Source organism: Roseateles sp. UC29_93, assembly GCF_042695725.1.
Classification (GTDB): Bacteria; Pseudomonadota; Gammaproteobacteria; order Burkholderiales; family Burkholderiaceae_C; genus Roseateles; species Roseateles noduli_A.
In genome coordinates this window covers 4,055,706-4,081,433 of sequence record NZ_CP170545.1, presented here as the reverse complement: position 1 = coordinate 4,081,433, position 25,728 = coordinate 4,055,706, and the positions used below count along the sequence as shown (strand labels likewise).

The 25,728-nt window shown below is 63.2% G+C and carries 26 protein-coding genes and 3 pseudogenes; 23 read left to right on the top strand and 6 right to left on the bottom strand.

Features of this window, described 5'->3' with window-relative positions:
* Nucleotides 1-137 precede the first annotated feature (137 nt).
* Complete coding sequence (locus ACFJIX_RS18980; protein ID WP_377153720.1) at nucleotides 138-902, top strand: FadR/GntR family transcriptional regulator; 765 nt, start codon at nucleotides 138-140, stop codon at nucleotides 900-902.
* Nucleotides 903-1,358: 456 nt separating this feature from the next.
* Here ACFJIX_RS18980 and ACFJIX_RS18975 read toward each other — a convergent pair whose 3' ends face one another.
* The 4 genes from ACFJIX_RS18975 to ACFJIX_RS18960 form a co-directional block, all read right to left on the bottom strand.
* Complete coding sequence (locus ACFJIX_RS18975; RefSeq protein ID WP_377153717.1) at nucleotides 1,359-3,779, bottom strand: hypothetical protein; 2,421 nt, start codon at nucleotides 3,777-3,779, stop codon at nucleotides 1,359-1,361.
* 325 nt (nucleotides 3,780-4,104) lie between these two features.
* A complete protein-coding gene (locus ACFJIX_RS18970) occupies nucleotides 4,105-4,494 on the bottom strand; it encodes a hypothetical protein (protein WP_377153714.1) in 390 nt (129 codons plus the stop codon).
* A 108-nt stretch (nucleotides 4,495-4,602) separates the two neighbouring features.
* Nucleotides 4,603-5,325 (bottom strand): SOS response-associated peptidase, encoded by a 723-nt coding sequence (locus tag ACFJIX_RS18965; RefSeq protein WP_377153711.1) that lies wholly within the window; start codon nucleotides 5,323-5,325, stop codon nucleotides 4,603-4,605.
* A gap of 21 nt (nucleotides 5,326-5,346) precedes the next feature.
* Nucleotides 5,347-5,586, bottom strand: a complete 240-nt coding sequence (locus ACFJIX_RS18960; RefSeq protein ID WP_377153708.1) for a hypothetical protein — start codon at nucleotides 5,584-5,586, stop codon at nucleotides 5,347-5,349.
* Nucleotides 5,587-7,063: 1,477 nt separating this feature from the next.
* On the opposite strand from ACFJIX_RS18960, the gene ACFJIX_RS18955 reads away from it, so the two are divergent.
* Nucleotides 7,064-8,509: a zinc-dependent metalloprotease family protein gene (locus tag ACFJIX_RS18955; RefSeq protein ID WP_377153705.1), complete on the top strand. Its 1,446-nt coding sequence runs from the start codon at nucleotides 7,064-7,066 to the stop codon at nucleotides 8,507-8,509.
* A gap of 63 nt (nucleotides 8,510-8,572) precedes the next feature.
* Here ACFJIX_RS18955 and ACFJIX_RS18950 read toward each other — a convergent pair whose 3' ends face one another.
* Together ACFJIX_RS18950 and ACFJIX_RS18945 are read right to left on the bottom strand one after the other, a co-directional pair.
* Complete coding sequence (locus ACFJIX_RS18950; protein WP_377153702.1) at nucleotides 8,573-9,589, bottom strand: phage portal protein; 1,017 nt, start codon at nucleotides 9,587-9,589, stop codon at nucleotides 8,573-8,575.
* Nucleotides 9,589-11,384 (bottom strand): annotated as a pseudogene (locus ACFJIX_RS18945) (terminase ATPase subunit family protein). Before ACFJIX_RS18945 ends, ACFJIX_RS18950 begins: the two are co-directional and overlap by 1 nt.
* 156 nt (nucleotides 11,385-11,540) lie before the next feature.
* Here ACFJIX_RS18945 and ACFJIX_RS18940 point away from each other — a divergent pair.
* The 21 genes and pseudogenes from ACFJIX_RS18940 to ACFJIX_RS18840 all read left to right on the top strand — a co-directional run bounded on the left by ACFJIX_RS18940 (nucleotide 11,541) and on the right by ACFJIX_RS18840 (nucleotide 25,709).
* The gene (locus ACFJIX_RS18940; RefSeq protein WP_377153699.1) at nucleotides 11,541-12,377 is read left to right on the top strand and encodes a GPO family capsid scaffolding protein; all 837 of its coding nucleotides are present in this window, start codon (nucleotides 11,541-11,543) and stop codon (nucleotides 12,375-12,377) included.
* Between the two features lie 37 nt (nucleotides 12,378-12,414).
* Nucleotides 12,415-13,424 (top strand): annotated as a pseudogene (locus ACFJIX_RS18935) (phage major capsid protein, P2 family).
* Nucleotides 13,421-14,134: a phage terminase small subunit gene (gpM, locus tag ACFJIX_RS18930; RefSeq protein WP_377153696.1), complete on the top strand. Its 714-nt coding sequence runs from the start codon at nucleotides 13,421-13,423 to the stop codon at nucleotides 14,132-14,134. Before ACFJIX_RS18935 ends, gpM begins: the two are co-directional and overlap by 4 nt.
* Before the next feature lie 105 nt (nucleotides 14,135-14,239).
* Nucleotides 14,240-14,347, top strand: a pseudogene (locus tag ACFJIX_RS18925) (hypothetical protein); the annotation flags it as partial.
* Between the two features lie 55 nt (nucleotides 14,348-14,402).
* Complete coding sequence (locus tag ACFJIX_RS18920; protein WP_377161854.1) at nucleotides 14,403-14,711, top strand: head completion/stabilization protein; 309 nt, start codon at nucleotides 14,403-14,405, stop codon at nucleotides 14,709-14,711.
* Nucleotides 14,711-14,911 carry a tail protein X gene (locus ACFJIX_RS18915; RefSeq protein ID WP_377153693.1) on the top strand — a complete coding sequence of 67 codons (201 nt, stop codon included), beginning with the start codon at nucleotides 14,711-14,713 and terminating at the stop codon, nucleotides 14,909-14,911. The genes ACFJIX_RS18920 and ACFJIX_RS18915 overlap by 1 nt, the downstream gene beginning before the upstream one ends.
* Nucleotides 14,912-14,913: 2 nt before the next feature.
* Nucleotides 14,914-15,153 carry a hypothetical protein gene (locus ACFJIX_RS18910; protein WP_377153690.1) on the top strand — a complete coding sequence of 80 codons (240 nt, stop codon included), beginning with the start codon at nucleotides 14,914-14,916 and terminating at the stop codon, nucleotides 15,151-15,153.
* Nucleotides 15,150-15,719 (top strand): glycoside hydrolase family protein, encoded by a 570-nt coding sequence (locus tag ACFJIX_RS18905; RefSeq protein WP_377153687.1) that lies wholly within the window; start codon nucleotides 15,150-15,152, stop codon nucleotides 15,717-15,719. Before ACFJIX_RS18910 ends, ACFJIX_RS18905 begins: the two co-directional genes overlap by 4 nt.
* Nucleotides 15,716-16,273 (top strand): lysis system i-spanin subunit Rz, encoded by a 558-nt coding sequence (locus tag ACFJIX_RS18900; RefSeq protein ID WP_377153684.1) that lies wholly within the window; start codon nucleotides 15,716-15,718, stop codon nucleotides 16,271-16,273. The genes ACFJIX_RS18905 and ACFJIX_RS18900 overlap by 4 nt, the downstream gene beginning before the upstream one ends.
* Nucleotides 16,257-16,742, top strand: a complete 486-nt coding sequence (locus ACFJIX_RS18895) for a phage tail protein (protein WP_377153681.1) — start codon at nucleotides 16,257-16,259, stop codon at nucleotides 16,740-16,742. Before ACFJIX_RS18900 ends, ACFJIX_RS18895 begins: the two co-directional genes overlap by 17 nt.
* 99 nt (nucleotides 16,743-16,841) lie before the next feature.
* Nucleotides 16,842-17,153 (top strand): phage virion morphogenesis protein, encoded by a 312-nt coding sequence (locus ACFJIX_RS18890; RefSeq protein WP_377153678.1) that lies wholly within the window; start codon nucleotides 16,842-16,844, stop codon nucleotides 17,151-17,153.
* 227 nt (nucleotides 17,154-17,380) lie between these two features.
* Nucleotides 17,381-17,617 carry a hypothetical protein gene (locus ACFJIX_RS18885; RefSeq protein WP_377153675.1) on the top strand — a complete coding sequence of 79 codons (237 nt, stop codon included), beginning with the start codon at nucleotides 17,381-17,383 and terminating at the stop codon, nucleotides 17,615-17,617.
* A 78-nt stretch (nucleotides 17,618-17,695) separates the two neighbouring features.
* Nucleotides 17,696-18,367 (top strand): phage baseplate assembly protein V, encoded by a 672-nt coding sequence (locus ACFJIX_RS18880; protein WP_377153672.1) that lies wholly within the window; start codon nucleotides 17,696-17,698, stop codon nucleotides 18,365-18,367.
* Nucleotides 18,364-18,726, top strand: coding sequence for a GPW/gp25 family protein (locus ACFJIX_RS18875; protein WP_377153670.1), 363 nt, complete (start codon nucleotides 18,364-18,366; stop codon nucleotides 18,724-18,726). The genes ACFJIX_RS18880 and ACFJIX_RS18875 overlap by 4 nt, the downstream gene beginning before the upstream one ends.
* Nucleotides 18,723-20,363: a phage tail protein I gene (locus ACFJIX_RS18870; RefSeq protein WP_377153667.1), complete on the top strand. Its 1,641-nt coding sequence runs from the start codon at nucleotides 18,723-18,725 to the stop codon at nucleotides 20,361-20,363. Before ACFJIX_RS18875 ends, ACFJIX_RS18870 begins: the two co-directional genes overlap by 4 nt.
* Entirely contained in the window at nucleotides 20,363-20,872 is a 510-nt protein-coding gene (locus ACFJIX_RS18865; protein ID WP_377153664.1) for a phage tail protein, read from the top strand. Before ACFJIX_RS18870 ends, ACFJIX_RS18865 begins: the two co-directional genes overlap by 1 nt.
* Nucleotides 20,869-22,071 (top strand): hypothetical protein, encoded by a 1,203-nt coding sequence (locus ACFJIX_RS18860; RefSeq protein ID WP_377153661.1) that lies wholly within the window; start codon nucleotides 20,869-20,871, stop codon nucleotides 22,069-22,071. Before ACFJIX_RS18865 ends, ACFJIX_RS18860 begins: the two co-directional genes overlap by 4 nt.
* A 2-nt stretch (nucleotides 22,072-22,073) precedes the next feature.
* The gene (locus tag ACFJIX_RS18855) at nucleotides 22,074-22,229 is read left to right on the top strand and encodes a hypothetical protein (protein WP_377153659.1); all 156 of its coding nucleotides are present in this window, start codon (nucleotides 22,074-22,076) and stop codon (nucleotides 22,227-22,229) included.
* Nucleotides 22,226-22,498 (top strand): hypothetical protein, encoded by a 273-nt coding sequence (locus ACFJIX_RS18850; RefSeq protein WP_377153657.1) that lies wholly within the window; start codon nucleotides 22,226-22,228, stop codon nucleotides 22,496-22,498. Before ACFJIX_RS18855 ends, ACFJIX_RS18850 begins: the two co-directional genes overlap by 4 nt.
* Nucleotides 22,499-22,553: 55 nt before the next feature.
* A complete protein-coding gene (locus ACFJIX_RS18845; protein WP_377153655.1) occupies nucleotides 22,554-23,357 on the top strand; it encodes a DNA adenine methylase in 804 nt (267 codons plus the stop codon).
* A gap of 1,164 nt (nucleotides 23,358-24,521) precedes the next feature.
* Entirely contained in the window at nucleotides 24,522-25,709 is a 1,188-nt protein-coding gene (locus ACFJIX_RS18840) for a phage tail sheath protein (RefSeq protein WP_377161853.1), read from the top strand.
* Nucleotides 25,710-25,728 lie beyond the last annotated feature (19 nt).

The window sequence follows — 25,728 nt, the reverse complement described above, 5'->3', positions numbered from 1 at the left end:
CGCCGTCACATCCGCACCGCGCCCGGCCTGCGCGGTACCGTGGTCTACACTGCGGACAAGGGGGTCGTGAAGAGCAGACCAAAGGCTTGCCGGTCGCGACGGCAGCGTGATCACCACGCTCTGAACACACATTCGCGATGATCAAGAACGTACACGGCGGCACCGTCGATCTGCTCGGCGAGGCGATCGTCACGGGCCGCTATCCCGTCGGGAGCTCGCTGCCACCCGAACCGCTGCTGTGCGAAGAGCTCGGCGTGAGCCGTACGGTGATCCGCGAGGCGGTCAAGTCGCTGATTGCCAAGGGCCTGCTGGTGACCGGCCCGAAGGTCGGCACGCGGGTGCTCAACGAGGACCTGTGGAACTGGTTCGACCCCGACGTCGTGAGGTGGCAGTCCCGCGCCGGACTGTCGCGCGATTTCCTGCGTGATCTGCAGGAGCTGCGCCGCCTCGTCGAGCCGGTCGCGGTACGCCTGGCCGCAGAGCGCGCCACGGAGGAAGACATTGCCGAGATCGAGTCGGCCTACGCCGGCATGGTGCGGTCGGTGGAGGAAGGCGGCGACTACGTCACCCACGACCTGCGCTTTCACCATGGCCTGCTGCGCGCCTGCCACAACCGCATGGTCGCGCAGATGAGCAAGGCGCTGGACGCATTGCTGCGCACCAGCTTCGAGATCTCGAACCTGCGCCCGGACGGGCCGGCGTCGTCGCTGCCGCTGCACCGCGCGGTGCTCGACGCGGTGATCGCGCGTTCGCCGCAGAAAGCCGAGCGCGCGATCGTCCTGCTGATCGACGGCGCGAACGAGGACATCGACGCAGTGCTGAACTCGCGCCGGAAGCTGCCGCAGCTGGGCCTGCCGGCGCCGCGGGTGAAGGCGCGGTCGGGCAAGACGGTGGCGCGTTAGGCGCAACGCGGCGCCGCGTTGCCCTCGCTGCACGGCAGCCTCGTGCTGAGCCCGCGCGGCGGCGTGATGGCGTGATGGCGTGCCACTGCTGCCGCCCTCGCCGCCCAAAATGAAAAGGGCCCGGACGAAACGTCCGGGCCCTTTCAGGAAGATGGTGGAGCCGGCGGGAATTGAACCCGCGTGCAACGCTGCTTTGGCAGGCTCCTGAACTCGTCGGTGCGAAATCGGTGCGATTCGCTCACAGCGATCAAGCGGTCCGAATCTGGTCAATTAATCGATCAGCACCTTGAACGCCGCAGGGCACCCGTAGGCCACGGCCAAATTCGCAATCCGCTGCCCCATCCATGGCCCCAACTTCCGCTGCAGACTGGTTGCCGTCCTTGGCCGCTGGTATGCAAGGGTCAACAACGTGCCGTTGCGGATCGCTGCCGCTCGCCCGACTCGTCGGCCCTAGCCCTATTCGATTCTTGAAGCCTGCGTCCACAAGTCATCTTTGGACGTTGTCATCTGGCTCATGATTGCCCGGACGCGCCCACCGAAACTTCTATCGGGGATATACAGTGCCTCGAAAGCTCCCTTCACTTTGCTGCAGAAGCCCTCCTTTACCAGCAGTGCAATGACCTTCTCGCAGACTCGCTTGGTGGTCGAGTCACCATAACCTTTGTACATGCTTGACTCACGCCGTCCCGATCCAGGTTGGAGAAATAGTTTCCTCAGACTCGATAATAGGAAAGTCTGCGCCACTGACAGACCGGCTTCGCGAATAGCAACCAATGTTTTGAGATTCTGAAAGTCTTCTATCAGACAATCAACAATCCAAGCGGGCAAATGCTCCGACGAGGCAACTCCTGACATTCTTGTAATAACAGACTCGGAAATCTTGATGCCGACTGGCTCCGCATCAGTCAAGTCTAATGAATCAAATGATGAATCCCGAATGCTCACATTCCGAACTTTCGAGTCGCCGAGTTCAACGTGACAGAACTTGCCGCCCTCGAACACCAATCCACCAAGGTCAATGTCACCCTCATTCAATCGGAACAACGCTGCAAGAAAGTCAGAAACAATTATCTTGTTTTTCCTATCTACATTTCGCTGCACAAATGACGAAGCCATTCCGATTTGCCTGTTTGCCGTCAGTCGAGTAGCGATGTAGAACGCTCCAAAGTCCTCTACAGGATTCTTCCAATCAGAATCCAGCCAGTCTCCATCAACATGCCCAAGCAAGCTGATTGAATCTTCAGCCTTTAATCCATCGAGTATGAAGCTGTCGACGAACTGCCTATCGAGGCTCTCCGCACCGATTCTTCCCAACCCAGGGAGGCGCTGCAAGATTATCGCTGACTCATCTGTGGGAGGCCTACCAGTCGTCTCTTCAAAAGCATCGTTGATCTGCTTGATTGAGATAGGCCCGAGCGCCGTCTGAGTGGTTCTAGAAAGCCTTCCGATTTTCGTGTACAGCTCCCTGATAATGGCCTGATCTAGGATGGCATTAATATTAGCCTCTCGCTCACAGAACGTATCAATGAGAAGATTCCAGAAATCAATTTGCCCTGAGGCCGTCTTGATTATTGGATCAAATACTTGTGCATCAATATCCCTGATAATGCTCGCTATAAGGGGCTTCTTTGGCATCCAAGCGGGAAATTCGGGGGACTCTCGTCCTATCATTTCTGCAAACTGAGCTGCAGAAAGTTCTTGGTTGCATCGCAGGAAGAGCGGATTCTTCTTGTCCAATCCCAAACAAGTAAGCAACTCAGCATCATTGTTGAAGTAGTGCTCTCTACCGGTCACCAAGACACCGCCACGCGCCTTGTCAATGAGGTCTTTCACACCAACCAGCGACTGTCTTCTAATTGCGACGAGCTTCGTCGGATCATCACTCCAGGTTTGGGCGCCAATCTCATCAAACCCGTCAAGCAGATAGATCGCAGACGGAGAATACGAAATCTTGAGCGCATCGGGAACCTGGTTCTCCAACCCAATATCAGTGAAATGGCGTGTAATAATCTCAGACGCCCGCTTCAACCCCCAGTTATCTCTGAGATTTATCGCGACGGTGTGGCGGTAATGCACTTTCTGCTGCAATTGGAGCAACTCGAAAAGTTCTTTAACGCAACGGCTCTTGCCCGCGCCATAGTCTCCAATTAATACAACTGTCCTATTGTTGAGGAGTTCCTGCGCAATTCTTTCTGTACTAAACGGAGTTCCCGCCTCGTCGAAATAATTAACTTTGATGTACTTCGTTTGATCCGGCTGTCCAGAATAGATATCAACAGCCGACCCAAATGGCTTCGTCTGGCGAACGGTGCTATACGTCAGCGTTCCAAAGAGATAGTTCAGGAACTGCAGAATCGACTGCACATCAACGAAATTCGCCTTGCCCGACTCAATCAATGACTCGGTCGGTTCATCAAGCGTTATGAAATAGCATCTCGGAAATATTCCTTTCCCGAAGAAATGCGGCCGGAGGCTGTTGAACTTCGCGAGGTCAGTTCTCAGCTTCTCTAACTTGTTTTCCTTGCTAATTTCAATAAGGACGACGCTTCCGTTTTGTAGATCGATTACGCAGTCACACTTGACGCCAGCAATGGTCTCCGCTCTCGCTCGGGCGCCGAACTTTGCCTCTGCACCGGCCCGCACGATTGCTTCCAGGTCCTGCCAAGTGACTTTTGCGGACGGTCTCGCAACGCCTCCGTCGCCTTCACTGGTCTTCAGCTTCTCGCCAGTCGAGTCGGCATCGGTCGCCACATACGAAGGTTTCAACAGGACTGGCTTAATAGCGCCCGCGGGCGCGGGTGCTGCCTTTTTGGCCCCAGTTGTCTTCTTGACACCTATGGTGAGCCTGGGCTTCGGCTTCGACGTCGAGTCATTCATCCGCTGTCCTTGTGGTGCAAAGGCCTTATTCGCGCACACCCTCACGTCGCGAGGTACAGAGGGCGGTCACGCGGAGAATAGAGCATGTTCGCGGGTCACGACACGCCGGGAGCAGACGCGTTCCAAATCACTTGCGGGCAAAGCTTATCGAGGCACGCAGCCACCGCGACGCCACTCCTCAAGCGAGTCTGTTGGTTAGCTCGAAACTTGAGACACAGCTTTCCGACCAGCTACCAACGGTGTTCGTCTGGCTGCTCTGAGTGCATCGCTGCCGTATGGACACCTTCTGCGGCCGTCACCAATGTCTGCAGAGCGGGCTGCCGCCTTAGACCAGTTCGGCGAGCTGCTCGATGAACTTCATCGATTCCGTGGTCGCACTAGGCGGTCGGACCCGCGTTTTCTCGCCGCTCACCGGCCAGGCCCAGAGCACCTGCGTGTAGCTCGTGCGCTTCTTGCGCAGCCAGGTGTCCTCGACCCCACCAACTAGGATTCCTCGGGTCTCGATTCGCAGTACGCGCGCATCGAAGAGTTCCACGGACCATCCACATTCGCCCAACTCGGGCATCAGCGTACACACCCATAGGCCCCGCTCGTCCCGGCCCTGATAGAAGCTCTGGTTGAAGTTCAGATGCCCCATCAGCGGTGTCTGAGCTCGCAGCTCCGCCGGCGTCAACTTGACGCCTTGAAACCGGAGGCGGAGCGCGTGGACCAACATGGCAAATACTGTATTTACATACAGTATATCCAGCGGATGCACAGTGCAGTGAACACAGCCTCGACGAGCTGGACGTCGGCGTGATCTCGAGCACGCCAGCGACGAGATCTACTTCACCGCGGCGAGCAGATCGTCTGTTGCGATCGCGTCGGCCTGGTCGAAGAACTCGGCGGTCGCGGGACGGATCAGATCTCGCGCCTGGTCGACGGATCCGGACAACCAGGTCGACCAGTCCGCCGGCTCGAGGTGGACCACAGCGCGCTTGTCCTGCTGATCTATCGGGAGCTTCGAATCGGGCTTGTGCAGTCGACCAAGCAGCGGGTGCCCATCGCAGTTGCAGGTCAGCATGGTGTACGACGGCACGATCTCGCCGGTCCCCGGGTCGGTCCAGTGGTTCCAGATGCCAGCCAACATCCATGGCTGGCCGTCAGCTCGCTTGAGCTGCCACCACACGTTGCGCCCTGTCTCCCAGTTCGGCTCCTGGTACCAGCTCGCGGGGATCAGACAGCGGCGCCCTTCTCCCCACGCCGCTCGGAAGGTAGGGCTCGTCGCCACGGTCTCCAATCGCGCGTTGTTCGTGCTCCTCGGCCTGGCCGCGCCCGGCTTCTTCCCCGGGATCGCCTTCGGCTGGATCATGTCCTTGCGCGCAGGCGCGCCTGGTCGGATCAGGCCCCACTGGCCCACTTCGCCAACGAGCTCGCCGTCGACGTCGGCGCGAAGGAAGAGTCCAGGATCGAACGGCCCAACGAAGGGCTTCGCCAGGTCGTCAGGAAGCCAGACCGTCGCCAGGTGGCGGCGGATGAAGACCTCCAGATCGGTCTTCGGCGACATGCGGTACAGATTGCACATAGGTCACGCATCCGCCGGCGGCGCTGCAGCGTCGTTGCAGTCCGCATTACCCTCGAGGGACATAGCCGCGATCGCGTCGAGCGCCGCGCTCCTGGCCAGGTCGGGCAGCGCGTGCTCGCCGGCGAGCGGCACACGCGTGACCTGGTCGGGATCCTCGGCGATCCCCATCACAAGGACCGCGACAAAGGTCCCCTGCTCGGTCTTCTCGACCTCGACATCAGCCCAAAAATTCTCAGCGTCCATGAGACGACTGTAGGGGCCGCCGGCGGCTCGTGGAAGCCGCTTCTCCAAAATCGTAACGGTGTAGGGAACTCCCTAATCTTCCTAACCAGCAGTGGCGACGTGCCGAAATCACTATGCAAATCAACAGCTTAGTAAAACACATCAACCCTAACCTTTTTCTAACCTCAACCTAATCAGATTAGGAAGTTGGACCTTAACTTTCGTGTGGAAATTTATCCTTTTAAATCAATCACTTACGGAACTATTAGGTTTGTGGTTAGGTCTGATTAGGTTCACACCCTAATCCGAAAATTGCATACAGGACAACGACTTACCTCGCTTTTTCAGGGGTGGTTAGGAAGGTTAGGGAGTTCCCGAGCTGCTTCCCTGAAGGCCACCGAGAGACGCGTGGTGGGCGCCGTCGCGTGGATCTCTGCCGCCCACGGCTCGGGCCGGCGTCGACCGCAAAACTCCGGCAGAACCCGTCACCGCGACTACGGGCATCTGGACCGCGCCGGGCCGCACTGCGCCTGGCGCGGCGCCCATCCGGCAGTGCCGTCGAAAGCGCCCCATTTAGCGCGCGGGCGGGGCGGGGTCCCGAGCGCGCGCCGGCGGGTTACATCGGTTGCAACTGCCCTGAGCTTCTTGCCCGCGCGCCGAGGGCCTTTCCTTGTGTGACTGCATCGGGTGGCCGAGCCTCGTGGGATGACTGGCCGTGGTATCTCCAGACCTGCGCCGACTGTGACACCCTACGCCCTCGAGAGCCTCAGGACATGGGACTCGGCGCCAGAGGACGACTCGAGACTCCGTCAGCACTGCTCTGGATGGATCGCGGCACATCTCCCGACACACCGCCTCTCCCCTTGGTTGCCAGTCGGTTGCCGAGAGGTCGCCGAGCGGTTTCATTCCCGTTGCCGCTTTGGCCCGAATTCCGCCGGAAACGGTGGCGTGGGATGGGAGCCGTAAGGCTAAAGCCCGAGGCATCGACCAACGACTCCGGTTCGCTTGACGGGACGTGCTACGGCAGAGGGTTAACCCGAGTGAGAATTCTAAGCCGCGCTGGCAACGTCCGAGTGTTAGCAGGCCGTCGCTCGACTTGCTGACAGCGACCCAATAGCTATGTTTTCAGGGGAACAAATTGCTTCGAAAAATTCTTATCTCTGCATTTATTTTCGCCGGCTTTCAGCATGCGGCTGTTGCCGACGGTTGGGTCGGCGTCTTCAATCCCACAGGTCCATATGTGGCAGGAATTGACAATTATCACTTTCGCGTTTTTGGCGTCCCAGCAAGCGCGGCATGCGCGGGCGGGTTTGCCTATGTTAGCGGCAACGATCCGGCGCTAAAATCATATGTATCTGTATTAATGATGGCCATCACTCTGGGCCGAACCGTGAACGTCAATGTCACCAAAGATGGCGGGAGCTGGTGCCGAATTATTGAAGTTCACGCTGGTTAGAATGAAGCATCATCTACGCCAAATCTTGTAAACGCGCACGCCATGAATAAGCAAGCACTGATTCTCGCCAAGTTAATTACAAACTTCCTGATTCTTGCGCTTTTCGCAATAGCTCAGCCTGGCTGGACGCAGTCAAACGCGCCTTTGCTAAAACAAGTGTCCCCCAGCGCCAAGGAATGGAGTAAATCTCTAGAGAATTCGTTGGCAAGCAGGAAGATGAATGCACCTGGAGGCAGATCAATTGCAGTTGCGGTAAACGCGAGCCGCTTAGAGGAAACGCAGGTCAATATAGACTTACCAAATGGGACGTCAATTTCCGTACCAAACGGCGTACTCAGGCGATTACCAACACATGTAGCTTGGACGGGACAGACCAACAACAATGATATTTTCGCCAGCTTTATTCTTTCCGACGGAAAGTTGACTGGCAACGTGAGAGTCAAAGGTGTCGACTATCGAATCGAACCTACGGCCGATAGAGGCGTATCAATCGTTTCCGAAATGCCCAGGGCATCTGAGAAACGCGATGATCCCCCAACACCACCGACTCCCCCTCCCGTTCTTCAAAAAATGGAGGAGGAATATCAACGAAGCAAGGGCAAGACACCGCAAGGGCCCGCCGATGTTGACGCCAGTCTCAGCAAACCCATTCAGCTAGCTGCGACAGCAAGCATTGCTACTATAGACATCATGGTAGTAACGTCCCCAACTGCGCGCATTCTTTATGGTGGCGAGCAAGGTTTGACCACAGGAATCAACAACCATATTTCAAACACAAATAGAATATTATCCAATAGCGGAATCGCCGCAGAATTACGACTAGTGGAAATATTTCCATTACTAACCTTTTACGAAGATTCCAACGCGAAACTGGATGTAGCACTTAAAGACTACTCCAGCCGTAGGGATGTCATTGAAAGGCGAAACTTTGTAGGTGCAGATATCGTTGTCCTCATGGCCGGAACCAATGTCACTGCCTGTGGCATTGCATATGCCCCACCAAATCAGGCCACTGCCTATGCGGTAGTGGCGGTCGACATTATCAATTGCCCCGAAAGCAAGTTTTCCTTTGCACACGAGGTCGGCCACCTAATCGGCGGCGATCACAACATTACTGACGCATACGTCAAATCGGGATCTGCGCACGGATGGCCCGACGCCAACGATCAACAGATCTTTGTGAGTGGAAACCCGCCCTTGACAGAGGTCAATTGCTCATACACCGTCATGGCATATTCGACGTTTATGAGCCAGTCCTGTTTAACGCCAACGAGAATCCCATACTTTTCATCCCCGTCGAGGTTTCTTTCCACGCAAGTCAGGGGCGTGAGATACGCAGCTGGGTCTGCCATAGCAAACAACACAGCCGCCTTAATCAGCAATGTCGCAGCCGTTTCCGCCTACCGTGGATCGGGTTCGAACGGAAATCAAACTTCAGAATACATAAAAAGAGTATCAAAACTCTTGCAAGACATTATCAACGACTAGCAATCGATTCAATTAGAAATACCTTTCCGAGAAAGCATAATTCAGCTTTCAGCTTCCCCGCCACTAATCGCCGAGTGGCTCCATCTCATAGCGGACGAAATCTAATATTTCTTCTCCAACCCAATCGTTGAGCGCTCGGAATCGCGCCTGTAGTGGCTCGATCTCATTCCGCGCAAACACCTGTGCCGCCGGGAGTACGGCACCAAAGCCGCCCGTGTTGCTGGGCACGATGCCGAGCAGTTGAGGCGGGATCCGATCAGCCGCAAGAACGTCGTCACGGCTCACGTTCTTGATGTTGAAGAACTCATCCTTTGCCGCGACCTCGCTGACGGGAATGAGTTGCACGCCATCCTTCTTGCCGTTCGGTGAGTACAAGAAGAGATTGCGAAAATTCCCCGGCCCCTTGCTGTCCTTCAGCGCTTGGCGGATCGCGTCGATGTCCTCCTGCTGCTGCGCGGGATCACTGATATACATGATGAAGCCGGCGTGGCTGCCGTTGTTGTAGTACCGGCGCCGGAACAGCGTCGCCGATTCGTTCAGCCAAGCTGCCTGCAGCGAGCTGAGGTACTCGGGTAGGCCATACACCTCCTGGTTGATGTCGGCCTCGCGCATGTGGAACACGGAGCCCTTCTGAAACTCGTGCTCGTCGCCCCACCGCCGCACGAAGTGGTAGGTCTCCAGGTCCTCACCGCGGCGCACGTACTTCGCGAGCGCATGCCGCAGCTCGAGCCCCCGCCCCGTGAGCGATCGAGGACGCTCCAGGTAGGCATTGCCGAAGATCAAGAAGTCCAGCACCAGCGCACCGAAGGTCTCCGCGCTCAGCAGCTTGTGCGGCTTGAACGTCGACACCAGGACGTTGCGCTTGAAGTAGATGCTGCTGCTGTGGTGGGTGCTTGCCCGGAAGCTCTTGGCAAGCCCCTCCCAGCTTACCGGCGGCTCGTACCACTTCCCCACCAGGCCGCACTCCAGGTAGTCGAGTAGGTCCCGGTGATCCATCACCGGCACCGGCTCGCCAAAGGTGAACGCCTCGACGCGAGGCTCGCGTCGCCCCTGAGGCGCATTCGCTCCAATCGTTTCCATCACGAGATCTCCATGATGCTGCGGCTCTGCAGCGTGAAGCCCTCCAGGGGCTCGTTGTCCAATGCGTGCATGCAGGCCCAGGCCAAGTCTGCATGCCCTGTCTCTTCGCTGCGGCCCGCGTCGTAGGTGACGCTGCGACCGCTTGCCGTGAGGGTGCGGCGGATGGCAAGAAACGCGTGCGCCAGGTCGACCCAGCCCGCGTCGAATTCCATACGGCCCTTCGCAATCACGCTCTTGGCCTTGAGCACCAAGCGCGTCTTCGTCTCCAGCGAGTAGTTGATCGCCTTCACCGCTGGGAAGAACTTCTGCACGATCTGATAGACCCCCTGCCCTAGGCCCGTGGTGTCGATCCCGATGTGCTGCACGTTGAAGCGCTCGGTGATCTTGCGGATCGACTCAGCCTGGGCCTCGAAGTCCATGCCCTTGAACTGGTGACGCTCGAGGACGCGGAACTTCCCGCGAGGGGTGGCCGGTGGCGCCACGACGACGCACCCGGCGGTGTCGCCGGTGTGGGACGGGTCGTAGCCGACCCAGACGGGCCGGTGACCGAAGGGCCGAAGCGAGAACGGCTTGACGTCGTCCCATGCCTCCCAGCTATCGACCATGCAGCGCTGCAGCTCCGGCAGCGGGAACACCGAGTAGGTGTCGTCGATGAACCCGCACATCAGCAGGTTCTCGAACTCCTCAGGCGTGTACTCGAGGCGCAGCTCGTCGATGTCGAACAGGTCGCAGCCGCTGTTGGCGGCATCGATGATGTTGACTATGTTGCGCCAGACCTTGTCCTCGCCCGTGAAGCCGCCGCCGGCCAGGCGATCGTGGCTGAGGTCGAACGGCAAGCGGTCGTTCTTGGGGCGACGCTTGTTGAACTTGTCGCCGCTCCAGTACTGGTAGGCCTCGTGCTGAATCGAGCTGGGCGTGCTGAAGTAGGTCTTGCGCCACTGCTTGTGCATCGCCATGCCCGAGGCGACCTTATTCAGCTCCTCGAAGCGGTGGGTCCAGAAGAACTCGTCGAAGTAGAAGTTCCCGTGGTAGCCCTGGGCCGTGCGCGCGTTGGTGCCGAGGAAGTAGATGTGCGCGCCGTTGGACAGCACGATCGGATCGCCGGCCAGCTCGACGCCGCAGGACTCCGCGGCGAACTGGAGGATGTACTGCTTGAAGATGTGCGCCTGAGCCTTGCTCGCAGACAGGAAGACCTGGTTGCGCCCGGTCTCGATCGCGTCCATCAAGGCCTCACGCGCGAAGTACCAAGTGGCGCCGATCTGGCGCGACTTCAGGATCATGCGCGTGCGCTGATGGCCGTTCCGCAGCCAGACCCTCTGGTAGCCGAAGAGCGAGTCCTTGAAGGCGGACTGCACCTTCTCGATGGCCTCCTCGTGGAAGTGGTTGCGCTCGGGCTTCTTCTCGGCCCTTCGTTGCGGCGCTCGATGTTGGGGTTGAGGTCTGACTCCTTGCCCGTCTTCTCGTACTTGCGCACGCGCGCCAGGCGCTCGACCTGACGGCCCAGCAGATCGATCTCCTTGAAGTCGCCTCCGGTTTTCTGGTCTTTCGCGATCAGCTGCACCAGGCGCGTCTCCAGCGCCCCCTCGACACGTTCGATGGGCTGCGCCTTGTCCCAGGCCTCGGCGTCCTTCCAGCCCTGCACGGTGGAGCGCGGCTCCTCGATCCACTCGGCGATCGACGACACGCGCCACCCCTGCCAGTAGAGGTGCCGCGCGGTGCGGCGCTTGTCTGCGTTGGTGCCCTCGGCCGGCTTCTCGCGCACGGTCGGGTGGGCTTCGTCGGCTTGCGAAGTCATGGGCAGCGAGGGTATGGGCGCGCGCGCGCATACGCGATGGATAGGGGCCTCTGGGCGGCGTTACCGGTCGCCGACAGACCCGTATCGCGTTGAAAGCCCCGCCCCCAGCGAAGACGATGACGACACCAGCAACCTGCCCTGTCCGTCACGCTCATCATGACCATCAAGTCCCGCAAGTTCCGCGTCGCCACCGAAGGCGCCACGACCGACGGCCGCACCATCCAGCGCGAGTGGCTCGTGCAGGCGGCGAAGAACTACAACCCCAAGACCTACGCCGCGCGCGTGAACATGGAACACCTGCGCAGCGTGTACCCCGACAGCACGTTCCGCGCCTATGGCGACATCCTGTCGGCGGAGACGAGGGAGGAAGACGGCAAGCTGCGCCTGTACGCCGAGATCGCGCCCCTGCCCGAGCTGGTCACGTTGACCAAGGCTGGTCAGAAGCTGTTCACCAGCATCGAGATCAATCCGAAGTTCGCCGACACGGGCGAGGCCTACCTGGTGGGCGTCGCGGTCACGGACAACCCGGCGAGCCTCGGTACCGACATGCTGAGCTTCGCGCAGCAGAACCCCAAGGCAAGCCCCTTCGCGGCCCGCAAGACGCACCCGGACGCGCTGTTCACTGAGGCCGTGGAGACCGAGCTGGTTTTCGAGGACGAGTCCACCAGCGAGGACACGAAGAAGTTCGGCGAGCGGCTGCGCAGCCTGGTCAAGACGTTCACGACGAAGGGCAAGAGCGACGACGCCCGCTTCGGGGAGGTCGTCGACGCGCTCGAGCAGATCGGTGAACACCTGACCGACCAGGCCGAGGCCTTCGCCGGCCAGAAGCGCCGCGCCGACGACGCCGAGAAGGCCTTCAAGACCCTGAAGGCCGAGTTCGATCAGATCAAGGCGACCGTCGACCGGTTCGACACCACCCCGGCGCCGGGCTACACGCAGCGCCCGCCGGCCACTGGCAGCAACCCCAACGCCGGCGCGCAGACCGACTGCTGATCAGCCGCCACCACCCCGAATCGCAACTAGGACCCTCATGCGCAACGACACCCGTATCGCCTTCAACTCCTACCTGGCGCGCGTCGCCGCCCTCAGCTCGGTCGCCAGCGCGGCGCACTCGTTCGCCGTGGCCCCGTCCGTCCAGCAGACGCTGGAGAAGAAGATCCAGGACACCTCCGACTTCCTCAAGCGCGTCAACATCATCGGCGTGGCCGAGATGCAGGGCGAGAAGCTTGGCCTGGGCATTTCCGGCCCGGTGGCGAGCCGCACCAACACCACCCAGAAGGACCGCCAGACGCGCGACCTGACAGGCGTCGACGCGCGCAGCTACAAGTGCGAGAAGACCAACTTCGACACGCACGTCGGCTACGCCAAGCTGGACGCCTGGGCCAAGTTCCCGGAGTTCCAGAACATGATCCGCGACCTGATCGTGCAGCGCCAGGCGCTGGACCGGATCATGATCGGGTTCAACGGCACCTCGGTCGCGGCGGATACCGACCCGGTCGCCAACCCGCTGCTGCAGGACGTCAACATCGGCTGGCTCGAACACATGCGTGTCGATGCACCGGCCCGCGTCATGGGCAAGGACGCACCCATCAAGATCGGTGGCGACCAGGACGCCGACTACGAGAACCTGGACGCCGCCGTCTACGACGCTCGGCAGCTGCTGGATCCGTGGTTCCAGGAGGATCCGGGCCTGGTCGCCATCCTGGGTCGGGACCTGATGCACGACAAGCTGTTCCCCATCGTGAACAGCGACAAGGCGCCCACCGAGATCCTGGCTGCGGACGTCGTGCTGTCGCAGAGGCGCGTGGGCGGCCTGCCGGCGGCGACGGTGCCTTCTTCCCGGCCAATGCCCTCCTGATCACGCGCTTCGACAACCTGTCGATCTACTGGCAGGAGAGCGCCCGGCGCCGCCGGCTGGAGGACAACCCCAAGCGCGATCGCATCGAGAACTACGAATCCTCCAACGACGCCTTTGTGGTCGAGGACCACGGCCTGGCGGCGCTGCTGGAGAACATCCAGCTCGAGGAGGTGGGCGCGTGAGCACGCGCATGAGCCCTGCCCGGGCGCACCGTGCCCGCGTGCTGGCCGCGCAGGCCTTCGCCTCGTCGCCCGCCGGCGGCGAAGTCGTCGGCGAGGCCTACGAGCTGATGCAGGCCCAGCTCGTGGAGCACCGCCGGCAGCTCAAGGGCATCCAGTCGCTGGAACGGAAGATCGAGGCCAAACGCGCGTTCCTTCCCGTCTATAAGGACTGGGTCCAAGCGGCGGTCGAGGAAGGCCGCGGCGCGCAGGACCAGGTGCTCATGACGGTCCTGGTCTGGCTCATCGACGTCGGCCAAATCGGCGACGCGCTCTACGTCGCCCGTTACGCCGTTGAGCACGGTCTGTCCATGCCCGACCAGTACGACCGCAACCTGCCGACGGTGCTGCTCGACGAGATCGGCGGCGCGGCACTCGCCGGCAAGCTGACCGTGGCCGAGTGCATCGAATACATGCAGACGGTGCTCGACCTCACGCAGGATGCCGACACGCCCGATCAGGCGCGGGCCAAGGTCCACAAGGCGCTGGGCTACGCGTACATGGGCCGCTCGGGCGCCAGCGAGGTCGACGTGGGCACCGTCCCCGTCGACGCCGCCAAGCTCGCCCTGCAGCACTGCCGCCGCGCCCTGGAGCTGTTCGACCAGGTCGGCGTCAAGAAAGACATTGAGCGCCTGGAACGCCGGCTGAAAACCGCCGGCGAGCTGAGCGCCTGACCGCTTCCGGACCCCGGAACCCCGGCGGCTCGGGCTGATCGCCAAGGACCTCGGTCTCGACGCGTGACGCCCGACCACCGCCGACCTTATTCGTCCTCCCCTGTCATGAGCTTCCTCGGTACCCCGCCCCTGCCCGCAGCCGTCGACGAGCCCTCGCTGAAGAACGACGGCTGGTTCCCCGACGTGGACCTGGTGCATCTGCGCGCCGCTTGCCGGTTCGACGGCACGGTGACGTCCGAGCGACTGCGCGAGGCGACGTTGGGGGGCGATCGCCAGCGTCAACGCCGAGCTGGCCGGGTTCAAGGAAGCGCAGACCTTTGCCGGCTACACCGGCCTGCCCGAAGTCCCGGCGCCCACGCTGGACGGCGAGAGCGTGCAGCTGCAGCGCTACCGCCGCGCCGTCTATGCGACGGTGCAGGCCGACCTGATCGAGCTGTACCGGGACTTCGACACCACGGGCGCGGGCGACAAGGCCGCTGAGAAGCTCGAGCTGCGCGTCGACGGCCTGCGGCGTGATCGCCGCTGGGCGATCTCGGCCATCCATGGCCGGCGCCAGACGACGGTGGAATTGATCTGATGCGCGTGCGCACGCTCCAGGGCGACACGGTCGACGCGCTGTGCTGGCGCCACCTCGGGCGCACGGAGGGCGTCGTCGCCCAGACGCTGCTTCTCAACCCTGGCCTGGCCGACCACGGCCCGGTGCTCCCGGTCGGCTTGCTCGTCGACCTCCCCATTCCACAACCCAGCACCCGTCCCATGGTGCAGCTCTGGACCTGACCGTGACCATCAAGCAGGAGTTCAAGGACATCGCCGTGCAGGCCATCGTCGCGACGCCGACCAGCGCCTGGGCGCTCATCACCTCGCTCACCCTGGCGCAGTGGATCGCACTGATCCTGGGCGTTCTGCAGGCCGCCTACTTGCTGCGCAAGTGGTGGCGCGAGGAAACCGAATGGGGCCGCCGCATGCGCAGCCTCACGGGCCGCCCGGTCAGCACGCGCGCCGTCGAGGTGGAATCGTGAGCCGTGCCCGCATCGCGATCGGGGCGCTCACGCTCAGCGCTGTGGCCCTGGTGAACCTGGCGGTCAGCGAGAACTATGCCGAGGTCGCCACGGTGCCCGTGAAGGGCGACGTCCCGACGAACGGCTTCGGCAGCACCAGGCAGCTCGACGGCACGCCGGTGAAGCTCGGCGATCGCACGACGCCCGTCGAGGCCTTGCAGCGCTCGCTGGCCTACATGCAGACGGCGGAGGCCGGCTTTCGGCGCTGCGTCGACGTGCCGCTGCACCAGGCGGAGTTCGATGTGTACCTGGACTTCGCCTACCAGTACGGCATGCCTACGCTGTGCGCCTCGCCGATCGTGGAGAACCTGCGCGCCCTGCGCTACGACCAGGCCTGCGATGCGCTGCTGCAGTACCGGTTCATGACGTCGTCGACACCGCACGACGGCTGGGAGGTCACGCGACGAGACGCCGCCGGCCGGCCGACTCGTTGGCGGTTCGACTGCGCCACGCCCGGGAACCGGACTTGCGCTGGAGTGTGGACGCGCCAGCAGCGCCGGCACCAACAGTGCATGGCGGCCCAATGAAGCGCCTCTACGGCGCGGGCCTGCTCCTCGTGGCCACGCTCCTGGCATTCTGGCTGGGCTCGCTGCAGGGCCAGGCCCTGGGCGGCGCCCGGGAGCAGCTCGCCGCCGAGCTGCGCGAGCGCCAGGTCTCCGCCCAACACATCGCCGCCATGCAAGCCGCCAACGCGCGCTACCGCCGCAGCGAGGCCGAGCTGCTGGTCCGCTCCGCCGCCGCCACCGAATCCCTGAAACGGACGCTGATCGATGAGAAAAAGCAACACGACCGCCTGGTGGCTGACCTGCGCGCTGGCGCTGTCCGGCTGTCAGTCCCTATCGTCGCCACCACCGGTGCGGCTTGTGGCGCCGGCCTGGCCGGAGATCGCGCCGCTGCCGCCGGAGATGGGCACGAAACGCGAGCCGAACTTGCGCCTGCGGCTGCTGAAGATCTTGCAGCCATCGCCGCCGACGGCAATGCCGCCATCGTCCAGCTCAACGCCTGCATCGACCGCTACAACGACGTCCGCCAGCACCTGAACGCGCTGCGCGACGGGATCACCCATGCTCAAGCCCAATAGCCTGCGCGATCACCTCTCCAGGGCCGTCCCGGCGCTCAAGCGCGACCCCGACAAGCTCAGCCTGTTCGTGAAGGAGGGCAAACTGGTGAGCACCGCCGCCGGGATGCTGTCCTTCGAGTACCGCTACACGCTCAACCTGGTCCTGCTGGATTACGCGGAGCACGCGGACGCGGTCATGGTGCCGCTGCTGGCCTGGCTGCGCATCCACCAGTCCGAGATCGCCGAGAACGCAGAGCTGCGGGAGAAGGCGCTGCGCTTCGAGGTGGAGTTCCTCAACGCCAAGACCGTGGACCTCTCCATCGAGGTCGACCTCACCGAGCGTGTGCTGGTCAAGCCGCGCGAGGGGACGACAGGCTTTGACGTCAGGCACGTCGGCGAGCCCGCGCATGTCGGCGCGATGCCCGTCGGCGAACGCTGGGAGTTCTTCCTCGGCGATGAGCTGCTCGCGAGCTGGGACTACCTGGCATGACCGAGGATCTTCGCGCCCTGGACGACTGGCTGGTGCCGCTGCTGGCCAACGTCAGCCCGTCGGCACGCCGGCGCCTGGCGCGCGACCTGGCGCCGAGATTTGCGCCGCCAACAGCAGCAGCGCATCGCCGCTCAGCTGAACCCAGATGGCTCGCGATTCGAGGCGCGCAAGGCCACGCTGCGCGATCGCAAGGGCAAGATCCGGCGAGGTGCCATGTTCGCGAAGATCAGAACAGCGGCCCACCTCCGCATCGAGGCCTCGCCCGACGAGGCGAGCGTCGGCTTCGCTGGTCGCGTGGCGCGGATCGCATCGGTGCACCAGCTCGGTTTGCGCGATCGCGTCCGCCCAGACGGTCCCGGAAGTGCAGTACGCGGCGCGCCGACTGTTGGGGCTGACCTCCACCGACCGTGAAGGAATCCGCGATCGGATCCTGCGCATGCTGGCTTCTGATCGGCCCTGAGGGGCATTAAGAGCGCGTTAAGCGGAGCGCGCGGAACTTCCCAGAATGGCGCCCGCGCAGTACGTCCCATCGTCAACCGCCCCAGAGCGGCCCCTTGGGAAGTCGCGCGCCATTCGGCCCGATCTCAGGGCAGTTCATGCGTGCACTGACTTCGAGCCATCAGCTAGAGGAAAGCAGTATGGACATCCAAAGAAAAACGTCAGGGAACGGCATTCGTCAGATCGGTGCCGCAGTGAATCAACCGGTCGCGGAGATCGCCTTGGCGATCAGCTTGGCCGACGACGGTATCGCCGCTCTTCTTGAGCTGCTTGACGCAGCGCCAGGTCATATCTCCGCAGCAAGCGTTGCAGCACTCCTGCGACCTCACTCGACTGCCTTGCAACGAGCGAGTGCGGCGCTGCTCGACAACGTGTAGTCCGCCCGGGGGCTTGCTCACTGCGGGCAGACCCCGCAGCACGTGCCTCGCGCGAGGCATGTCGGCAAGATGAGCGGCATGGATTCTCCGGACATCAGCGATGTCATCCGCCGCCTCGAAAACCTCCTGCGCGCCGGCACCATCGAGCAGGTCGACCACGAGGCAGCGCTCGTCCGCGTTCGCACGGGCGGACTGCTGTCGTCCTGGGTTCGCGCATTCGCGCGCCGCGCCGGCGTCGTCCGCGAATGGAGCCCGCCGTCGGTCGGTGAGCAGTGCCTGCTCTTCTCGCCAGGCGGTGACCTTGCCAATGGCTTTGCGCTCGTCGGCCTCTACAGCGACGACCACCCCGCCAACGACAACCGGGCCAACACCGAAGCAACGCTGTACCCCGACGGAACGCTCCTCGAGTACGACCATTCCGCGCATCGCCACCTGGTCAAGTGCGTCGGCGACATCGTGGCGATCGCCGAGGGCAACATCACCAGCACGGCCAGCGGCGACCTGACGCTGAAGGCGGAAGGCGGCGTCGCTGCCTCCGCCGGCGGCTCCATGACGATCAAGGCCGCCCAGTCCATCGTCATCGAGGCCGGCGCCAGCATCACGCTCAAGGTCGGCGCCGCGTCGCTCACAATCGGCCCCGCCGGCGTGAAGGGATCGCCCGACATCGTCGTCGAGAACATCAGCCTGACCCAGCACAGTCACGACAAGGTGCGGACAGGCGAGGACCGCTCCGGGATGCCCGTCGCATGAATGGCCTGAACCAACGAACGGGCCGCGCGATCGACGGTGTCGATCACCTGCGCCAGAGCGTGGCGGACATCCTCACCACGCCCATCGGCAGCCGCATCGCGCGGCGCACGTACGGGAGCCTGCTGCCCGAGCTGGTCGATCAACCGGACAACGGCGCCACCCGCGTGCGCATCTTCGCGGCGACCGCCGGCGCGCTCATGCGCTGGGAGCCACGCCTCAAGGTCAGCCGGATCCGCCTGTCGCACGGCGATCGCCCCGGCCAGGTCGTTGTCGAGCTGGAGGGCGTCTACCAGCCGCTGCAGGGCCAGCGACAGGCCCTCGCGCTTGTGCTCCCGCTTCAACTTAGGGCCGCCCTGTGATCGACCTCGCCCAACTACCCGCCCCCGCCATCGTCGAGGCCCTGGACTTCGAGACGCTGCTGGCCGCGCGCAAGAGCGCCTTCCTCGAGCTGATGCCCGATGACCAGCGCGCCGACCTGGCGCAGGTCCTCAGCCTCGAGTCCGAGCCCCTGACCAAGCTCCTCGAGGAGAACGTCTACCGAGAGCTGCTCTGGCGGCAGCGCGTCAACGAAGCCGCCAAGGCCTCGCTGCTGGCTTACGCCCAGAAGACGGACCTGGACAACCGCGCCGCCGACTACGGCATCACGCGGCTGCTGCTGTCGCCGGCGGACCCCGATGCCGTTCCGCCCATCGAGGCGGTGTACGAGAGCGACGATCGGCTTCGCTACCGCTGCCAGATGGCGCTGGAGGGCCTGACCGTTGCCGGAAGCCGCGGCGCGTACCACTTCCACGCCCTGTCGGCCCACGCGCAGATCTCCGACGCCTCGATCGACTCGCCCACCTTCGAGGCGGTCGACGTCGGCGCCGAAGTCCGAGCGATGCTGCCCGCCGGCGCCATCGTTCTGACCTGCAGCTACGCCGCCGGCCTGGTCGACCCGCTGCCCGGTGACGTGACCGTGGCGGTGCTGGCGACGTCGACCGCCACCATCCCCGTCGATGAGCTCGTGGGCACGACCCAGGCGGCGCTGTCGGCGGACGAAGTGCGACCGCTGACGGACCGCCCCCCGCGTGCTCAGCGGCGTGCCGTCCGACTACCTGGTCAACGCCGTGCTGGAGTTCGACGACGGCCCGGACCACACCGTGGTGCTCGCCAACGCCAACCAGCGTCTGCAGGACGCGATCGCGGCAGGTCGCAAGCTCGGCGGCCTGATGCCCCGATCGGTGCTGTTCGCGGCCCTGCAAGCGCCCGGCGTGCGCCGCGTCCTGCTCGACCAGCCGCCAGTCGACGTCGTCTGCGATCTGCGCCACTACCCGAACTGCACCGGCGTGACCGTTACGCCTGCCCAGGCATGACCCTCGGCACGATCCCCTCGCTGCTGCCGCCCTCCGCGACACGCCTGGAGCGCGCTGCCGCAGCGGTCTCGGCGCCAGCCATTGATGCGGCCCCACTGCGCACCCTCGGCGACTCCAGCAGGATCCCGGCGGCATTCCTTCCCTGGCTCGCTTGGGGCTCGTCCACGGATGGCTGGCAAGAGGCCCTCACGGAGCAGGCCAGGCGCGCGCTCGTGCGCGACTCCGTGGCGATCCACCAGCGCAAGGGCACCGCCGGCGCGATCCGGCGGGTGCTGGACGCGATCGGCGCCTCGATCGACCTAGCGGAGTGGCAGCAGACCGGCGGCGCGCCCTACACGTTCACGCTCACCGTCTGGGCCGGCAACAACCCGACCGCCGGCGATGACGGCCTGATCAACCTCGAGCTGTACGCCCGGATCCGCCGCATGGTCGACGCGGTGAAGAACGAGCGCAGCCATTACCAGCTCAACGTCGGCGCCAGGTTCGACGGTGGCGTGCGCTTCGGCTCGGCGGTGACCACCACCGCGATCGCGCGCGCCGCCGTCGACGCCCTGCCGGTGCAGCCCTCGCCCATGTCCCAACCCCTGCGCGTCGCGACCGCTGCACGGGTCGTGTCCATCGTTCGCGCAAGCATGGAGTCTTGATGACCACCCTCGTGACCACCACCCTGGAGGTCGGCCTGGCGGCGCTACTGCTGCTGACCGGCGACGGTCTCTCCGGGAAGATCTCTCAAATCGCCCTGGGCGATGCGGCTTACACGCCAGTGCAGAGCCAGCTCGGCCTCCGCAGCGAGCGAGCCCGGTTCCCCATCGCTGGCGGCAAGGTCGTCGGGCCGCGCCAGTTCCACGTCGCCGCGAAGGCAGACGGCCCGAGCGAGTTCTGGGTCCGAGAGGTGGGCTTCGTGCTCAGCGACGGCACCTTCCTCGCCGTCTGGAGCGACCCGCAAAAGCCCCTGGCCTACAAGGCCGCCGGCACCGACCTGCTGCTGGGCTTTGACCTGGCGCTGTCCGGCATCCCTGCCGGCTCGATCGTCATCGAGGCGAGCGGCGACCTCAATCTGTCGATGGCCGGCGAGTTCGCCACGCTGGCAAGGTCCGTCGTCGACCTTCAGCGCATCACCCTGAAACCCTACCTCTCCGGAGCCCTGAAATGAGTTTGGAACAGCAAGTCGCCGACCTGGTCACCTCGACCGGCGCCCTCACGACCGAGGTCGTCAACAAGATCGGGAAGATCGACGCGGCGGTCGCCGCGGCGACCGCTGACCTGAAGTTGAAGGCGTCCCTGCGCACCGCAGCCTTCAAGAACCGCATCATCAACGGCGACATGCGCATCGACCAGCGCAAGGCCGGCGCCGTCCAGGCGGCGCTGAGCTTCACGGGCGGCGTCTCCGTCTTCGCGGCAGATCGCTTCCGTTCGAACTGGAGCCAGATGCCCACCGGGATCGTGAGCTTCCAGCAGGTCTACGGCGACGCGCCCTCGGGCTTCAGCCACTCGATCAAGGTCGCCGTCACCACCGCCGAGGCGCCCGCCGCCGACAAGATCGGGACGATGACCACGCTGATCGAGGCGTCCAACGTCACGGACTTCGCGTTCGGGACGGATGACGCGGTGCCGACCTGCCTCACCTTCTGGGTCAAATCGACGGTCCCTGGCACCTACACGGTGGCACTGTCCTCCGGCCCCACGGCCACCGACACCCAGTACCTCGCGAACTACACGGTCAACGCCGCGAACACGTGGGAGCGCAAGGTCATCGCCCTGCCGGCACCCAAGACCGGCACCTGGCAGCGCGCGGGCACGGGTGTCGGTGTTCGCCTCGACTGGAACCTCGGCAGCGGCGCGAACTTCATCAGCAACAACAAGAACGTCTGGGCAGTCGGACGGGCATTCCGCACCCCAGGCGACGTCAACCTCATCGAGCAGATCAGCACCTGGCAGCTCAGCGGCTGCCAGTTCGAGAAGGGCAACGAAGACACGCCGTTCGAGTTCCGGCCGATCACGACGGAGCTGGCGCTGTGTCAGCGCTACTACTACCAGACGGACGCATTCGAGACGATCGCCCAATCTGACCAGAGCGGCGCTGGCGCCTACGGCGTTTCGCCGAACAACAACTGGTGCTTCTCCATGACGCCGACGCCGCCGGTGGTCATGCGTGCCAACCCGACTGTGATCGTGAAGTCCGCGACGGGCGGTCGAGCCCCTGGCACCGTTTCCGACTGGACTGGCGGCGCGAACGTGACCTTCACCAGCGCCAGCGCGCCCGCGCACGGCACCCCTCGCATGATCGGCCTCAACCTCTTCACCGCCGGTCGCGCCTACGCCTTCGATTACTCCCTCAACGCGGAACTCTGACCATGTACACGATCCTCAAGCACCCCGACGACAGCATCGAGTCCATCAAGCGCGAGACGGACGGCGCCTTCATTCCTGCCGATGAGAACAACGGCGATTACCAGGCCTTCCAGACCTGGTGCGCCGAGGGCAATGAGCCCGAGGTGGTCGAGTTGTGAGCATCGCCACGCTCATCCCCCATGACAAAGCGCTGCATGCCTTTGCCGGCGTCGTGCTGTTCGCGATCGCGCGCGGGGTCGTGCTGGTCCTTGGTGCCGCCGCCGTCGAGGCCGCGATCGCGGCCTGCGCGGTCGTGGTTATCGCTGCATGCGCCAAGGAAGCCTACGACCTCCACCATCGCGCCAAACACACGCCCGACCTGGTCGACGCCGCAGCGACCGTCATCGGGGGCCTGATCGCCCTCGCGTGCGGCACCGGCGGCCTCTAGTCCATCCCGTTCCCAGCAGTAGTCGGGCGCCCTCGCGGCGCCCGTTTTCCTTCCGATGTATCAACCCTCCCCCATCGTTCCGTGGCTCGGCGGCAAGCGTCGCCTGGCAGACCGCCTGATCCCCCTCTTCCCGCAGCACGACTGCTACGTCGAGGCCTTCTGCGGCGGGGCCGCGCTCTACTTCCTCCGGCCGATGCCAGCGAAGACCGAGGTCCTCAACGACATCAACGGCGAGCTGGTAAACCTCTACCGGGTCGTCCAGCACCACCTCGAGGAGTTCGTCCGCCAGTTCAAATGGGCCCTCTCCAGCCGCGAAGTCTTCAAGTGGCAGCAGCTCACGCGCCCGGAGACGCTCACCGACATCCAGCGCGCCGCACGGTTCTACTACTTGCAGCACCATGCCTTCGGAGGCCGTGTCGCGGGTCAGAGCTTTGGCACCGCGACGACTGCGCCGGCCATCAACCTCTGTCGCATCGAGGAGCAGCTCAGCGCGGCCCATCTGCGCCTGGCCGGGACGTACATCGAGAACTTGCCCTGGCTCGACGTGATGCAGCGGTATGACCGCGCTCACACCTTCATTTATGCGGATCCTCCGTATTGGGAGACCGAGGGCTACGGTACCGACTGGACTTTCGACAACTACGAGCGTATGGCCGAGCTCATGCGCAGCGCGAAGGGCAGAGTCATGGTCAGCATTAACGACCATCCCGAAATCCGGCGCTGTTTCGAAGGCTTCTGGATGGAAGGGCTGGAGATCCGGTATTCCGTGGGAAATGGCCGCGCTGTGGAGCAGCGCCCCACAGCTGGCGAGTTGGTCATAACGAACTGGGATGCGTCAACTGCGGGTGGTCTCTTCTGAACGTCTGCCTGGATGAAAGAGGAACAGCCGCCAGCCAACGTTCCGACGAAGGCGCCGTTCGGACTATGCTTCGCAGTCGTTGTAGTCGCCTTCAATCGAATGTCGAGGCAATCTATGGGAATCAAGAACTGCGCTCGCGGCAAGCTCCTTAAATCAACACGATCACCACTTCATGCCGTCTGTTGCACCCTGCTGGCGAGCACGCTCCTCCACTCGCCAGCTTGGGCCGATGTCATTCGTCCAGAGGGTCCGCGGTGGGTCTCCGTCAAGGTGGCGTCTTGCTCAGCCGTCACGTTCGAAGCACCAAAACCGAAGCACCATAACTTCGTCAGAGGCGAAAAATTTCGCACAGCCTTGATCACGGGAACTGTCGAAGACGAAGGGCTTCTCGTCCTGAGGCGGGAATCGGTGCCGGATAAACAAGGTCAAAGCGTCGTCACGCCATCACGCGGAGCGTCCGTTGCGTTCGTCCTTAGAGATTGGAGTGCGGAGATCTGCGACACGCTACCGGGGACTGTGGAGCGCCTCGAGTACAACTACGACTGCGACACGTTGCCCCGCAGGGGTGCCTGCATACCGCCGTTCCCGTTGGTCACGATAAGCAAGCGCTACAAGATCACCGAGGGCGCATGCGGTCGCCTGATCTTTCGCCAGAAGCTGGGCGCTGACTTCCAGGCAGCACTGCAACGCGTTAGCGAGTCCATGATGTCCTCCCAGCGGACGAACTGCGACGCTAAGCGCGGCCCTTGCCGCATAGAGACTAAGCAAATTCGGGCAGAAGGTATTGCGGAACGTCTGGAGGCGATCGGTGTGATAGACCGTAATGGAGTTTCGTCCGGATCTATTTCAACAGTCATCAGCTCTTCGGGCGATCTGTACTCGATTCAATCGTGTCCCGATTAGCAGCGATCGCGCTTTTTTCTGCATTTCATCCTGTGTGACTAGCGTGCATCACGGGTAGAAGGGCCACCGCTTTGAGCACAGCCGTCGCCATCCCGGCAAGTAGATTTTTGACAAGGGGTTTGCACACTTCCGATAGACCCCACATCAAGTGACTTCGTGCGAGGCCACGCGCACATTGGCGGCTCCTTCTCGGAGCCGCCAGCACGTCAGGGTTTCGTCCCGGTGCGGGCTCCCCCCTTCTTCCCAAGGAGCCCCATGGCAATCGACTCCTATCACCACGGCGTACGCGTCATCGAGATCAACGAGGGCGTCCGTCCGATCCGATCCATCTCCACCGCCATCATCGGTCTCGTGGCCACTGGCCCCGACGCTGACGCGGCGACGTTCCCGCTGGACAAGCCCGCGCTGGTCACCAACGTCAACTCCGCCATCGGCAAGGCAGGCACGAAGGGCACGCTCGCCGCGGCCCTCGACGCCATCAGCCAGCAGACCTCGCCCATCATCGTCGTCGTGCGCGTCGCCGACGGCGTCGGCGAGACCGCTGAAGCGAAGGCCGCTGACCAGGTCAGCAAGATCATCGGCACGACGCTGCCCTCCGGCCAGTACACGGGCATGAAGGCGCTGCTCGCGGCTCAGACCCAGCTCGGCGTGAAGCCGCGCATCCTCGGCGTCCCCGAGTACGACTCCGAGGAGGTGACGACCGCGCTGGTCGCGATCGCGCAGAAGCTGCGCGCCTTCGCCTACGCCAGCACCGCCGGCGCCGAGACGATCGCCGAGGCGATCACCTACAGGGACAACTTCGGAGCGCGCGAGCTGATGCTGCTGCACCCCGAGTTCACGCGCTGGGACACCACGACCAACGCGACGGTGAGCATGTCGCCGGTGGCCTACGCCCTGGGCCTGCGCGCCAAGATCGACCAAGAGGTCGGCTGGCACAAGACGCTGTCCAACCTGCCGATCAACGGTGTGACCGGCTTGTCGCGCGACATCTACTGGGACCTGCAGGAGTCCGCGACCGACGCCGGCCTGCTCAACGAGAACGAGGTCACCGCGCTCATCAACGCCCAGGGCTATCGCTTCTGGGGTTCGCGCACCTGCAGCGATGACCCGCTGTTCGCCTTCGAGAGCGCCACGCGCACCGCGCAGGTCCTGGCCGACTCGATCGCCGAGGCGCACTTCTGGGCCGTGGACAAGCCGCTGCACCCGTCGCTGGTCAAGGACATCCTCGAAGGCGTGAACGCCAAGTTCCGCGAGCTGAAGAACTTCGGCTACATCCTCGATGGCAAGGCCTGGTACGACGAGGAGGCCAATTCCTCCTCCTCGCTCAAGTCCGGCAAGCTGATCATCGACTACGACTACACGCCGATCCCGCCGGTGGAAGACCTCACCTTCCGCCAGCGCATCACGGACAAGTACTTCGCGGACTTCGCCGCGCGCGTCAACGCCTGACGCCACCTCGCTGCCGGCG

What these genes read in the sequence shown, in the direction of transcription:
- ACFJIX_RS18980 (WP_377153720.1), top strand. Translation starts at nt 138, where the DNA reads ATGATCAAGAACGTACACGGCGGCACCGTCGATCTGCTCGGCGAGGCG.
- ACFJIX_RS18975 (WP_377153717.1), bottom strand. Translation starts at nt 3,779, where the DNA reads ATGAATGACTCGACGTCGAAGCCGAAGCCCAGGCTCACCATAGGTGTC.
- ACFJIX_RS18970 (WP_377153714.1), bottom strand. Translation starts at nt 4,494, where the DNA reads ATGTTGGTCCACGCGCTCCGCCTCCGGTTTCAAGGCGTCAAGTTGACG.
- ACFJIX_RS18965 (WP_377153711.1), bottom strand. Translation starts at nt 5,325, where the DNA reads ATGTCGCCGAAGACCGATCTGGAGGTCTTCATCCGCCGCCACCTGGCG.
- ACFJIX_RS18960 (WP_377153708.1), bottom strand. Translation starts at nt 5,586, where the DNA reads ATGGACGCTGAGAATTTTTGGGCTGATGTCGAGGTCGAGAAGACCGAG.
- ACFJIX_RS18955 (WP_377153705.1), top strand. Translation starts at nt 7,064, where the DNA reads ATGAATAAGCAAGCACTGATTCTCGCCAAGTTAATTACAAACTTCCTG.
- ACFJIX_RS18950 (WP_377153702.1), bottom strand. Translation starts at nt 9,589, where the DNA reads ATGGAAACGATTGGAGCGAATGCGCCTCAGGGGCGACGCGAGCCTCGC.
- ACFJIX_RS18940 (WP_377153699.1), top strand. Translation starts at nt 11,541, where the DNA reads ATGACCATCAAGTCCCGCAAGTTCCGCGTCGCCACCGAAGGCGCCACG.
- ACFJIX_RS18915 (WP_377153693.1), top strand. Translation starts at nt 14,711, where the DNA reads ATGCGCGTGCGCACGCTCCAGGGCGACACGGTCGACGCGCTGTGCTGG.
- ACFJIX_RS18900 (WP_377153684.1), top strand. Translation starts at nt 15,716, where the DNA reads ATGAAGCGCCTCTACGGCGCGGGCCTGCTCCTCGTGGCCACGCTCCTG.
- ACFJIX_RS18895 (WP_377153681.1), top strand. Translation starts at nt 16,257, where the DNA reads ATGCTCAAGCCCAATAGCCTGCGCGATCACCTCTCCAGGGCCGTCCCG.
- ACFJIX_RS18885 (WP_377153675.1), top strand. Translation starts at nt 17,381, where the DNA reads ATGGACATCCAAAGAAAAACGTCAGGGAACGGCATTCGTCAGATCGGT.
- ACFJIX_RS18880 (WP_377153672.1), top strand. Translation starts at nt 17,696, where the DNA reads ATGGATTCTCCGGACATCAGCGATGTCATCCGCCGCCTCGAAAACCTC.
- ACFJIX_RS18875 (WP_377153670.1), top strand. Translation starts at nt 18,364, where the DNA reads ATGAATGGCCTGAACCAACGAACGGGCCGCGCGATCGACGGTGTCGAT.
- ACFJIX_RS18865 (WP_377153664.1), top strand. Translation starts at nt 20,363, where the DNA reads ATGACCACCCTCGTGACCACCACCCTGGAGGTCGGCCTGGCGGCGCTA.
- ACFJIX_RS18860 (WP_377153661.1), top strand. Translation starts at nt 20,869, where the DNA reads ATGAGTTTGGAACAGCAAGTCGCCGACCTGGTCACCTCGACCGGCGCC.
- ACFJIX_RS18855 (WP_377153659.1), top strand. Translation starts at nt 22,074, where the DNA reads ATGTACACGATCCTCAAGCACCCCGACGACAGCATCGAGTCCATCAAG.
- ACFJIX_RS18845 (WP_377153655.1), top strand. Translation starts at nt 22,554, where the DNA reads ATGTATCAACCCTCCCCCATCGTTCCGTGGCTCGGCGGCAAGCGTCGC.